10 protein-coding genes are annotated in these 12,334 nt (G+C 44.6%); 7 read left to right on the top strand and 3 right to left on the bottom strand.

Features of this window, described 5'->3' with window-relative positions; all coding sequences use genetic code 11:
• Nucleotides 1-39: 39 nt before the first annotated feature.
• The gene (gene queA / locus QUA54_RS02435) at nucleotides 40-1,176 is read right to left on the bottom strand and encodes a tRNA preQ1(34) S-adenosylmethionine ribosyltransferase-isomerase QueA (RefSeq protein WP_333412991.1); all 1,137 of its coding nucleotides are present in this window, start codon (nucleotides 1,174-1,176) and stop codon (nucleotides 40-42) included.
• Nucleotides 1,177-1,323: 147 nt separating this feature from the next.
• Between queA and QUA54_RS02430 the strand changes: the two genes are divergently transcribed.
• A complete protein-coding gene (locus QUA54_RS02430) occupies nucleotides 1,324-1,713 on the top strand; it encodes a hypothetical protein (RefSeq protein ID WP_333412989.1) in 390 nt (129 codons plus the stop codon).
• A gap of 200 nt (nucleotides 1,714-1,913) precedes the next feature.
• On the opposite strand, the gene QUA54_RS02425 is transcribed toward QUA54_RS02430, so the two are convergent.
• Nucleotides 1,914-2,504: a YraN family protein gene (locus QUA54_RS02425; RefSeq protein WP_333412987.1), complete on the bottom strand. Its 591-nt coding sequence runs from the start codon at nucleotides 2,502-2,504 to the stop codon at nucleotides 1,914-1,916.
• A 12-nt stretch (nucleotides 2,505-2,516) separates the two neighbouring features.
• Here QUA54_RS02425 and QUA54_RS02420 point away from each other — a divergent pair, with 12 nt between their 5' ends.
• The 4 genes from QUA54_RS02420 (at nucleotide 2,517) to QUA54_RS02405 (ending at nucleotide 5,878) form a co-directional block, all read left to right on the top strand.
• Nucleotides 2,517-3,038, top strand: a complete 522-nt coding sequence (locus QUA54_RS02420) for a pentapeptide repeat-containing protein (protein ID WP_172186124.1) — start codon at nucleotides 2,517-2,519, stop codon at nucleotides 3,036-3,038.
• A gap of 298 nt (nucleotides 3,039-3,336) precedes the next feature.
• Complete coding sequence (locus tag QUA54_RS02415) at nucleotides 3,337-4,338, top strand: DMT family transporter (protein ID WP_333412985.1); 1,002 nt, start codon at nucleotides 3,337-3,339, stop codon at nucleotides 4,336-4,338.
• A gap of 21 nt (nucleotides 4,339-4,359) precedes the next feature.
• Nucleotides 4,360-4,842 carry an SET domain-containing protein-lysine N-methyltransferase gene (locus QUA54_RS02410; protein ID WP_333412983.1) on the top strand — a complete coding sequence of 161 codons (483 nt, stop codon included), beginning with the start codon at nucleotides 4,360-4,362 and terminating at the stop codon, nucleotides 4,840-4,842.
• Between the two features lie 292 nt (nucleotides 4,843-5,134).
• The gene (locus tag QUA54_RS02405) at nucleotides 5,135-5,878 is read left to right on the top strand and encodes a HalD/BesD family halogenase (RefSeq protein ID WP_333412981.1); all 744 of its coding nucleotides are present in this window, start codon (nucleotides 5,135-5,137) and stop codon (nucleotides 5,876-5,878) included.
• Nucleotides 5,879-6,159: 281 nt separating this feature from the next.
• Here the strand turns inward: QUA54_RS02405 and dnaG are convergent, their stop codons facing one another.
• Nucleotides 6,160-8,187: a DNA primase gene (dnaG, locus tag QUA54_RS02400; RefSeq protein ID WP_333412979.1), complete on the bottom strand. Its 2,028-nt coding sequence runs from the start codon at nucleotides 8,185-8,187 to the stop codon at nucleotides 6,160-6,162.
• 415 nt (nucleotides 8,188-8,602) lie between these two features.
• Between dnaG and QUA54_RS02395 the strand changes: the two genes are divergently transcribed.
• Both QUA54_RS02395 and QUA54_RS02390 read left to right on the top strand, forming a co-directional pair.
• Nucleotides 8,603-9,544: an NAD-dependent epimerase/dehydratase family protein gene (locus QUA54_RS02395; protein WP_333191647.1), complete on the top strand. Its 942-nt coding sequence runs from the start codon at nucleotides 8,603-8,605 to the stop codon at nucleotides 9,542-9,544.
• Between the two features lie 609 nt (nucleotides 9,545-10,153).
• Complete coding sequence (locus QUA54_RS02390) at nucleotides 10,154-12,295, top strand: tetratricopeptide repeat protein (RefSeq protein WP_333412977.1); 2,142 nt, start codon at nucleotides 10,154-10,156, stop codon at nucleotides 12,293-12,295.
• The last annotated feature ends 39 nt before the right edge of the window (nucleotides 12,296-12,334 follow it).

Here is a 12,334-nt window from a genome sequence, read left to right as displayed (position 1 = left end):
CAGAATACAGGGCATTGGGCGAACCCGATGCCCGATCGATCAATCCATTTTTGCGGTTGGTAAAATCAGCATGGCATCGCCAAACGAATAAAAGCGGTACTGATGCTCGATCGCTTCTCGGTACAAATCCAACAGCCGAGGCCTTCCAATCATCGCACTTACCATCATCATCAAAGTAGAGCGGGGCAAGTGAAAATTGGTAATCATCCCCTCTACAACCCGCCACTTGTAACCAGGGTATATAAACAAATTTGTCTGGCCGCAAAAAGGCTGCAAGGAAAAATCGCCGCTCGCCGCCGCCGCTCCCTCTAAAGCTCGCACTGCTGTCGTACCCACCGCAAAGATTCGCCCGCCTCTAGCTTGAGTTTCGCGGATTTTCTCGACAGTGGCGGGGGGTACTTCCACCCATTCGCCGTGCATTTGGTGAGCCGTCACGTCTGCCACCTCCACCGGGCGAAACGTCCCTACTCCCACGTGTAAGGTTACAAAAGTTTTTTCGATTCCCCGCTGTTCCAAGCGGCTGAACAATTCTTCGGTGAAGTGCAGGCCTGCTGTGGGGGCAGCCACCGCCCCAAGCCGATCGGCATAAACAGTCTGGTACTGTTCCGCTGAAGCTTGGGAATTTTCGATGTAGGGCGGCAGGGGTACGTGGCCGTATTCGTCCAAAAACTTCGCCAGACTCGCATCTGTGGGGATGTCAAACTCCAGCAGCCGCCCTCCTGTTGCGTCGTCCCTGGCGATAACTGTCGCAGTCAATCGACGATCGAGCACGGCGGCTTGGGGAAGGCAACAGCAAGGAGCTGCTGCGGAGTCCTCACTTGCTGGGGCGATCGGGTCAAACTCAATTTGCGACCCCAACTTTAAGCGTTTCCCGGGTTTAACCAAAGCCAGCCAGCAGTTGTGCTGCCGTTCTTCCATCAACAATATCTCCACAGCCGGGCCGTTGGGTTTGTGCCCGTAGAGCCTCGCGGGCAGCACGCGGGTGTTGTTGAGTACCAGCAAGTCTCCGGGCTCCAGCAAATCTGGCAAATCCCGGAAAATCCGGTGTTGCTGGCTGCTGGGAGAATCTACAGCCAGCAACCGAGAACTGTCCCTCGGCACTACGGGATTTTGGGCAATGCGCGAGGGCGGAAGTTCGTAGTCGTAGCCGTCCAAAGACCAGTCAATCTCTGTCATCAAGTGAATTCCTGTGCGATCGATCTGTCAACTGGGTAACAAATTGGGTAAAAACCCCCATCCAAAGTCGGGTGCTTTTCCCCTTGTGGCGGCGGGTATAGCCCGCCATGATAGAGGTATAGCATCAGCTTTGCTCGAAGGATCGTTATGGAATACCTCTACTATATCGCCAATACTAGCCTTACTCTGAGAGTCGTAGATTACCTGCGCACAGCTCATCATCTTCCCTTGCAATTTATCACTGTTATTCACCAAATAGACGGCTGGGTGGTGAAGGTGAAAATGAGCCAATATTTAACTCCAGAATTGCACGGGGATTTTCGGGCTTTTATGAACGAACTCGGGATTCCTTACGATGCTGAAATTCGCTTGCAAATGGCACTTTGGAGTTTGGAAACGGGACAGTCGCCGCTGAGCGTGATGCGCCGCTACCAGGTGGCAGTGGTTTGTCACGGCAGCCCTGACCGCAAGGAAATTGAAGCGTTTCGCCAGCAGTTTGTCAAGGGCCTGGGATATTGCCCGGAAACTCTCGCCTAGACTTCTACTCATATAAATTAGCTGTTATGGCAGAGGGGGAGAGGGAGAGAAAGGGGGAGAGGGAGAGAAGATTTAACGCTTTTTTCACGTCCGTTAAAGATCGAGAGAGAAATTCGCGAGAGCCTAGGGAAATTAACAATCAAAAACTACCTAGTGGCATTGCTTTGTGATTTTACCCTCTAATTTTTAATTATATATTTTTAATTGCTAAAAGCAGATCGAATGTATTCTTGCAGGGTAAGGCGGTAGTTTTCTGCAAGGGCGGATTGAGAGTTCGCTGCTGTTAACGGTAATATTTGTTTAGTGTTTGGTCGTGAAGGTTCGCACCGGACTAGGGCGACATCAAAGCGACAAGAATTATTTGCTAAATCTGGACGAGTGCTTAAAAATATTTCGGCTGTTTGCCAAAGTTTGGCTTGTTTTGTGGTAGTAACAGCCAGCATTCCACCAGCATCCCAATTTCCTCGGCGGCGAGTTTTTACCTCTACAAACGCTAATGTTGGGGATTTGTGATTGGGAAGAACTCGGTTTTTTGCGCTTTCTTCATCTCTTCCGAGTGCGATGATGTCAATCTCTCCCCACCGACAGTGCCACTGTCGGTGCAGGATTTCCCAGCCTTGCTGCTGCAACCACTCGGCGACTAATTTTTCTCCCAATGTGCCGATATCCCGAGAGTTTGGGGATTGGGGGGAATTGGAGTCAGCCGTCGCGATCCTCTTTGAGGGCTTCGCGATCATCGGGCGATCGCGCTTTCTGGTAGAATTCAATTCTGAACTGTCACTGCTGCCCATTAGCTTTAACTTATGAATTCTCGAATTCGCCAACATGGCAAAAATATTTATACTTTCTTGCTGAGTTTTGTTATTTTAGCAGTAATTGCCGCTGGGGCGATCGGCATTAATCCCGCACCTGCTTTCGCTTTGGATCACGACAAAGAAATCCTAGTCGGCGCTGATTTTACAGGAAAAGTTCTGACTGACGACAGTTTTAATAAAGCCAATCTTCGCAACAGCAATTTTACTAATGCAGATTTGCGCGGCGTCAGCTTTTTTGGTGCCAATCTGGAAGAGGCAAATTTAGAAGGAGCTAATTTAACGGGTGCTACTTTAGATTTGGCTCGCATGAGGAAAGTAAATTTAACTAATGCTATCCTTGAGGGTGCTTTCGCTTACAATACCAGGCTGGAAGGAGCTGTGATTGACGGTGCTGATTTTACAGAAACACTGCTGCGAGACGATATGATAGAAAAACTTTGTAAAGTTGCAAAAGGTACTAATCCCGTGACGGGTAGAGATACTCGCGAAACTCTTTTTTGCGACTATTAAAAGGCTAATCCAACCAAACTTACCCCGCACGCGGGGTAAGTTCCATGTAAACTATCTGGCAGTAGGGCGATCGGGTTCGATCCACTGACCGATACACGACTAAAATATCAGCGGAACCCCCAGCAAATCGAAGGCTTTATGCTGTAAACGAGTGGGCGTCGTCAGACCTAAACTAACTGCAATACCCGCTAGTTTAAGCTGCATTCGAGTTAAAAATATTGATATTTCTTACTCTAGTCAACCTCTTTACGGTTAACTAACGGAATTTAGTTCAATTGCTAATCGATTAGGCTACTCAATGACTACAGAATTAAATATTGGTTCTCAAAGATCGCCAAGCACTCTCCATGCTTGGGGTATAGCAGTGTTGATCCTTGTCACCCTAATCTGGGGTACAAGCTATCCGGTTATCAAGGGAGCTCTCAGCAGTCTTTCTCCTTCTGCAATATTTGCAACCCGCTACGTAATAGCAGCGTTGCCGTTTACCCCCTATTTACGCTTCCTTAATCTTTCCCTGCTACGGGATGGAGTCTTTTTATCACTAATACTGTTTCCTGCATCAGTCCTCCAAACCCTTGCCCTTGAGACGACTTCTGCAGATCGTGCTGCATTCATTGCCAGTTTCAACGTCATCCTAGTTCCTCTGCTAGGGCAACTGCTAGGTAGGCAGGTGTTCCCAAAAACTTTCCTCGCCGCAGGAATTGCCATCTTGGGCATTGGAGTGATGTGTTGGGAGAGTGAACAGCTCGCGATCGGCGATCTGTTGATCTTGGGCAACGCTTTCCTCTACTCGATCTACACTCTTAAGCTTGAGTCCACCACGTTGCGCCACCCCATTTTGCCACTCGCCGCGATCCAGCTTTGGGTGATAACAATATTTTCTTTAATATGGGCCGCTCCAGATCTGGTTACACAACAGGAAGCAATTGGCGCGAATCTTGGTATTCTTTTATATATTGGCTTATTTGATACTGCTGCTACGATTGTGCTTCAAGTATTAGCTCAACGATGGGTTAACGCTTACCAGACGGCGCTAATTTATACGCTCGATCCGATTTTCGCAGCGATTTTCTCCTTTCTACTACTGGGAGAGAAACTTGGAATACGCGGTGTGATTGGCGCAGCTCTTGTAGTGGTGGCAATGGTTTTTGGTCAAAGCAAATCTCAGGACGCTGAGCACAATGGCGAAATCCAGGTTAACGAGTCGATAGTCGCAGCGCTGTCAGATTCGGATACTGAGCCCATTAACGCTCCAGTGTCGCTTCAGAGTAACCTCGTGGAATTAGAATTAGATTTGTAATTTGTATTAAGAGTGAGGAAAATGGGTTTCGATACTTTGATCCAGCAAACAGAGAAAGGTAGAGGCGTTTTTGCCAGCCGAGGCTTCCGTAAAGGTGAGACGGTGGTGGTTGGACGCCGAGTCGATATCTTGCCCGAAAGAACTACTCACTCCATTCAGATGGACTTTGACCTGCATATAGAATTAGATGAACCGGCATTATTGATCAATCATTCTTGTAGCCCAAACACAGGAGTGAGGAATAATCAATTCGGAGCCTACGATTTCGTGGCATTGGTTGATATTCCTTCGGGAAGCGAGATTACATGGGATTACTCTTCAACAGAGTACAGTTTCATTGACATTCCCAAATGTTGTTGTGGCTCCCCTGAATGTCGATCGCAGATCCTTGGATATAAATTTCTCCCTGACGAAATTAGGAAAACGTATGGTGAGTTTATCGCCGATTACCTCAAGGTAACTAAGCGTGAAAGTTTCCCTATGAAAGATTTGGCGATTAAATAAATATACTGTTTCTCGCTTGAGCGAGAAACATCTCGTTGAGATTTTGTAGCGTAGGTATTGCCACCCTCATCGAATTGCTTAGACTGCAAAGCTTTGATGGGAAGTACCCACTGCAATGTTTCCAGAATGCCTTCTATTACAGCTCTTTGCACTGCTAGAAAATCCAGATTGTTTTTGGAGAGCCACGAGGGGATTAAATTTTTTGACAAGAGTAGAAGTTTTTTGCGATATCATTTGTTTTAATTGTTGCAACACAATTTTACAACAGAAATTTTATACCTAAGGAGTAAGCATGAAACCTTTAATCAACCAATTCATTTTAAATAATGAATACAAACAAACATTGCAGCTTTGCGAATTACGTCATCAGTTTGCTAAAAATCAGTATGTTTATTTACCCAATCTATTTACTCCAACAATATTTTCTATATTAAGATCAGAGGTTGATAGATTAGAAGAATTTGCTACACATAAAAACTATCAGACAAACGGAATAGAGACTGCTCGTAACATGAAGGTATTTGGTGGGATGAAGGTATTTGAAAAATCTCCTGCACTTAGCATACTTTATGTTCATCATGAACTGCGAACCTTACTTAAAGAAATAACTGATGGGCCTATCTATCATAGTACTAATGAAGAAATTGTAGGTTTACATTATCTATTAGAAACTGGTAATACTCATGGATGGCACTTAGATGATTACCCTTTTATACTCATCATGATATTTTATGCTCCCTCAAAAAGTAACGGAGGAACTGTGGAATGTATTCCTAACTGGGTATCTTATGCTCAAAAAATGGGTTATCAGGAAAATGAACCAATAGGGAATTATGTAGAAAAATGTAGAAAAGAACATTTAGTTCAGGAGTTTTACCATGCTCCAGGGGACGCCTATTTAATGAGAGCAAATCAAGTATTGCATCGAGTAACTCCTCTTAAAAAAGAAAATGAGAAGAGGGCTATAGTTGGGTTCGACTATAGTTATACTCTAGAAGTAGTTAATACAGATAGGGTAACAGGATTATATGATTAATAATACTTAACTTCTGGTTCCCAATTTGAGCGATCGCCAATCAGTCAAGAGAGTCCAATAGCATGACTATAATTCTCCACGCTTGGGAGCAAAACAATCTTAAGAAAATCTCAAATTACATGACTGCGAGCGCAGCACTCTTAAACCCGGGAAACCTATAGCTCGTAGGCGCTCGCTCCCCGTCGGAAGGTAGAAGGGGGTAAGTTCCGTTTAAAGAAAGGACTTTAGTCCTTGCTACCAACCTGATTTTGGTTGGTAGCAAGGACTAAAGTCCTGAAATTCTAGAAATTTACACCCCAAGGTACGGATGTTAAATCATAAAAATTAACTTGACGCAGCCGCTCTAATTCCTTGAGCCATTCTTGTTCGGCACAGAATAGTTGGTGATATTCTATAGCCTCTTCGCCACTGCTAGCGGCCTTGGCTTTTTCCCACATATTGAGTGCAATCCGGCGGCGCTTCATGCTGATAATTTGCTCGATACAGGCGAGGGCAGATCTAATTACTAGAGGTGCGCGATAAACGTTCCTTTCTGAAAACTCGTTTAAGTGAAATAAATGCGAGATTTGATTGAGTTGATTGGGATATTCAATGAAGCTATCTTGCAATTTCAATATTAACTCAGAAGGCGCTACTTGTAAAGACATTTTGTGCAATATTTCTGCATTCACAATCTGGTGCCACAAAAATCTGTGGTGAGAAAGGCTAAACTGCACGTCTCTAGCTTCTATTGCTTCTCTGACATCTTGGCGGTGTTCGGGACAGTGCAAATAAATCTGTAATAATTGCGCTTCTGCTTCTTCTAAAAGACTGCGGGCTACGGCAGATAAGCTTGATTTTGAGCTTTTGTTTTCGCCGCTTGCACGCTGCTTTTTATATTGTTTGTTCGGCTTCAGTTTGTTTCTTATTAACAGGGGCATTGTCAAAGATTCGTCTTGACTTTGCCGCTTTGCCCAATCGCTGCCTACTTGATTGAGCAAGTTCTCTGCGAGCATTTTGGTGAGTCTATAATCTCCTTTGCTAAGAATTTCGGCACACTTTTGCAGGTAATGTGCTAGCTGATTGTCGTCAGTGATATTGGTTAATAAATTAATGATTTTTTTGGTAACTTGCTGGGAAGTATCAGCTTGCTTCAAATCTTGATTTACGAGCATTTGTTGCAGTTGCCAGTCGATCCACAACGGAGCATTTTCTAGCAATTCTATGTATTGTTCTGAGGAGTAGGTTTTGAGGTATTCGTCGGCATCTTTGCCGTCGGGAATGTTGAGCACTCGCAGTTGTACTTCTCCTTGATAAGCGAGTTTTTCTATTTCTCCAATAGCGCGTTCTGCTGCTTGAGTTCCTGCTTTGTCGGCGTCGAAGTTGAGGATAATTTGTTTGGAGTCAGTGTAGCGCAATAACTGTCGCACTTGGTTTAAACTTAAGGCTGTGCCGAGGGAGGCGACGGCGTTGGAGATGCCGGCTGCCTGAAGTGCGATCGCATCAAAGTACCCCTCTACAACCACTGCGCGATCGGCTTTGCTAATGGCTGTTTTTGCTGTATCTAAGGCGAATAAAGTTTTGCCTTTGTCGAACAATTCTGTTTCGGGAGAATTGAGGTATTTTGGCTGTTCGTCGCCGAGAGCTCTGCCGCCGAAACCGATGACTCTGCCTTGGGTGTCGCGTATGGGAATCATAATCCGATTGCGGAAGCGATCGTAATAACCGCTGCCGCCATTTTTTCGGGGTACAATTAATCCAGCTTGTTCTACTAATTGCGCCGGATAGTTTTTCTGTTCTACTAAATAACTGTAAAGTGCTTCCCAACCTTGGGGCGCATAACCTAATTGAAATTGTTGGATAGTTTCTTCGCTAAGCTTGCGCTCTGATTTGAGATATGCTAAGGGTTCTTCTCCTGGGGTTTGCCGCAAAGCGTGTTCGTAAAAGTTGGCTGTTAGTGCTGAGATTTCATAGAGTTGTTCCCGCAGAGAAATTTGGCGCTGCAATTCTTGTCGGTGTTCTGGTTCGACTGTTTTGACGGGGACTTGATAATTTTTAGCTAATTCTAATACTACTTCGCTGAAAGGGCGTTTCTCCAATTCCATGAGAAACTTAAAAGCATTGCCGCCTGCACCGCAGCCGAAACAATAGTACATTTGTTTGCCGGGACTGACTGTAAAGCTGGGAGATTTTTCGTCGTGAAAGGGACACAAACCTACGAATTCTTTCCCGCGTTTCCGCAACACGACGCGACCGGAAATAACGTCTACTATGTCTGCTCTTTGTTTGACTTCTTCGATTGTTTCTGGATGCAGCCGGGGAACTTGCATAGGGCTATTTTAGGCAAATTGAAAGTATAGCGGAAGGAAGAAGGAAGAAGGAAGAAGGAAGAAGGAAGGAAGAAGGAAGAAGGAAGAAGGAAGAAGGAAGAAGGAAGAAGGAAGAAAACCCTTCTGCTTTGCGATCATCGGGTAAACAGGAGGAAGAAGGAAGAAAAGCCAGGGTTTTAGCAAGTGAGAAAGTGTGAATCGTCTTAGGGATTGCTATATGTTTATTTTGAGCGATCGCACTTTAGTAAAGCACAAAACTGACTTTCTGGACTTGCGCACAAAAACTATAGCGTTCCAGGTTTTTATACCAGGGCCGATGGCTGTTACCATATTTTTGCGTAAAAAACCCTGTTTTTCCGTAAGGCATAAGTTTATTGTAAGATATTTACACTAACTGTAAGGAGCATCGAAAATAATGCGAATTTTAATGATGGGCGGTACTCGGTTTATCGGGGTTTATCTTACTAAGATTTTAGCAGCACAAGGGCATGAAGTGGTGTTGTTTAACCGCGGCAACAAGCCGGTACCGGTTTCGGGCGTGAAACAGATTCAGGGCGATCGCACAAATGTCGAACAACTAAAAGAAAAGCTATCGACGGTCGAGTTTGACGCTGTTTTTGACAACAACGGTCGCGAACTCAGCGATACAAAGCCTTTAGCTGAAATATTTAAAGGGCGGGTGCAGCACTTTGTTTACATGAGCTCTGCGGGGGTTTATTTGAAGTCTGATCAAATGCCTCATATGGAAGGGGACGCTACCGATCCTAAAAGCCGACATTTGGGTAAATGCGAAACCGAAACTTACTTGGCCGCATCGGGTTTGCCTTGGACTTCTATTCGCCCGACTTACATTTACGGGCCACAAAATTATAACGATTTGGAGGCTTGGTTTTTCGATCGCATTGCGCGCGATCGACCGATTCCGATTCCCGGTAACGGAATGCACTTCACGCAGTTGGGGCACTGTCAGGATTTGGCTAAAGCAATGGCGGCGGTTTTGGGCAACGAAAGGGCGATCGGGCAAATTTACAACGTTTCGGGCGATCGATTTGTCACCTTTGACGGTTTAGCCCGTGCCTGCATTCAAGCGGCAGGCAAATCTCCTGATGCTATTAAGATTGTACACTACGATCCGAAACAATTTGACTTCGGCAAAAAGAAAGCTTTTCCGATGAGATTGCAGCACTTTTTCGCTTCAGTTAATAAAGCTGTCACCGAGCTTAACTGGCAGCCGGAATTTGACTTACTTTCTGGATTGAAAGATTCTTTTCAGAATGATTATGTAGTTTCGGGGCGGGACAAAGCGGAGATAGATTTTTCAGTCGATGATGAAATTTTGAAATCGGTTCAAAGTTAAGTTAGAGTAGGAGCATCCCAACGCCAGCAAAAATATAGAACCCCACCCTAACCCTCCCCTTATTAAGGGGAGGGAACAAAAAAGAAAGCAAACAGACTGTCACAGTAAAGTTCGCACCGCGCCCCTTACATCGCAGCCAAAGATAGCGACCTAGAGGTGATAGCAAAACGTAATAACAACACCTCTGTTGTAATTATTGAAAAGTTCTAAATCGGTAGGCATTAGACGAGCTAGCTTTGTACAATACAGCAAAAACTGATGGAACTAAATTAATGATTGAAGAACTGCACAAGGGATTTCACTCTAAAATTGATTTTATTGAAATTCAAACTCCCCAGTTGCGGTTCGACCCATTAAAAAATTTAGAGAGGCCATGTTAGAATTTTCCAATGCGGAAGATGTGACCGAAAGCATCTAGGATACAAGCGCCCGGATTCATCCGTCCAGAAATAAAAAACCTGTATCCGATGAAACTTGCCCCCCGAATTTATCCGTGGGGTCAATGCTTCAATTCTAAAATCTAAAATCTAAAATCTAAAATCTAAAATCGATTGACAGCTTGGTTGGAAGCTAATTCTCCAAAAGACTAGGAAATATTAGGTGAATTTCATGCTTGGAATAACACTCGGCAATCGCTACAGTATTATCCGTCACTTGGGAGGCGGCGGATTTGCTCAAACTTATTTAGCTGAAGATAAGCAGCTACCAGGCAATCACCTCTGCGTCGTCAAGCAGCTTAAACCTCAAGCAACAGATCCCGAAACTCTACAGGTAGCTAGACGTTTATTCGATACCGAAGCACAAGTTTTGTACAAATTGGGAAATCACGATCGCATTCCCCGACTTTTTGCTTTTTTTGAAGAGAATCAAGAGTTTTATCTAGTTCAAGAATTTATAGAAGGTCACGATTTAAGTCAAGAAATTATACCCCCCCAAAGCCCCCCTTACCAAGGGGGGGCTGGGGCGGGTTCCCCTTACCAAGGGGGGGCTGCGGGAGTCATGCAGGAAGATGCAGTCATTTGTATATTGCAGGAACTTCTCGAAATTTTAGACTTTGTACACCAGCAAAATGTGATTCACCGCGATGTCAATCCCCGCAATATCCTCCGCAGAGATAGAGACGGAAAATTAGTTTTAATTGACTTCGGCGCAGTCAAAGAAATTACTACTCAAATCAGCAATCCTCAGCCCAAGAATAGCTTGAGTGTCAGCATCGGTACTCCAGGTTATATGCCCAGCGAACAAGCTCACGGCAACCCAAAACTCAGCAGCGATATCTATGCCGCAGGTGCGATCGCAATTCAGTTCCTCACTGGCATAAATCCTCACCAAATGCCCAAAAATCCCGATACAGAGGAAATTATTTGGCAGGACAAAACATCAGTCAGTCCTGAATTTGCGAAGATTTTAGATAAGATGGTAAAGTACGACTTTCGGCAACGTTATTCTAGTGCCGGCGAAACGCTGCAAGCTATTAAACAATTAAAAAATTATTTCAGCGGTACGGTTCCTGTATCGCCTCCGGTTGCTGCTGCGAATAAGTCTGTAAAATTCAGAAAAAAACTGTATTTTAAAATATTGTCGATCGCCAGTTTAATTGGCATCAGTATTATAGCATCAATTTATGGTGTAAATACTTTTAATGCGGCAAATGCAACAGACCTGTACAACCGAGGCAATACTCTTTACAATTTAAGCCGATTTGAAGAAGCTCTGGCAGCTTACGAGCGAGCAATAAATCTCAGGCCGGACTACGCGGAAGTTTGGCAGGAAAAAGCCAAAACTTTGTACGAATTAAAAAAATACCGAGAATCGCAGTCAGCTTACGATCAAGCCATAGAATTAAAGCCGGAATACTTGGAAGCTTGGACGGGACGCGGTTATGCTTTAGAGAAGTTGCAACAGTCTCAAGAGGCGATCGCATCTTTTGATAACGCTTTGAAAATCCAGCCCGACTATGCGGCAGCGTGGGAAGGCAGAGGCGATACTCTGTTAGATTCGCAGCGGTACGAAGAAGCGATCGCATCCTACGAAAAAGCTGTACAATTTCAGTCCAATTTGTACCATTCTTGGTACAATCGGGGACAAGCTTACCAAAAATTAAAACAGTACGATCGATCCGTAGAATCCTATCAAAAAGCACTTGAAATCAAATTCGATAATTATGAAGCTTGGTACAATTTAGGCAATATATTCCTAGAATTAAACAAAAACCAAGAAGCTTTTGAAGCCTACGAAAAAGCCGTGCGGTTTCAGCCAAACTTTTATCAAGCGTGGTACAGTCAAGGCATTGCTTTGCTGAAAATGCGGAGGCATGAAGCAGCGGTAGAAGCTTACGAAAAAGCTGTCAAATTAAAACCTGATTATTATCAAGCGTGGTACAATTTAGGTTGGTCATACCACGAATTACGCAAGTACGAACAAGCAATTGAGTGTTATAACAGAGCCTTAGATTTAAACCCGAAAGAATATCAAGCGTGGTACAATAGAGGCAATGCTCAGTACAATTTAAAGCGGTACGAAGATGCGCTAGTCTCTTACAATGAAGCCGTCTATGTCAAGCCTGACTATTCCGAAGCCTGGTACAGCCGCGGCAATGCACTGGTGGCGGTAAAAAGATACGAAGATGCGATCGCCTCCTATGACAAAGCAATTCGCTACAAACCGGATTACGCAGCGGCAATGGAAGCAAAAAAGCGGGCAGAAAGTCAGCTAGGAAGCAGCCCGCTAGAATCCCAACAACAACAATAATTGTTATTAATTCGCTTAGGCGGGCTTTGTTTGACAAGA

Source organism: Microcoleus sp. MOSTC5 (assembly GCF_036701825.1).
GTDB classification, from domain to species: domain Bacteria; phylum Cyanobacteriota; class Cyanobacteriia; order Cyanobacteriales; family Microcoleaceae; genus Microcoleus; species Microcoleus asticus.
Note: the sequence above shows the minus strand (reverse complement) of the source record. Positions and strands in the feature narration are given on the sequence as shown.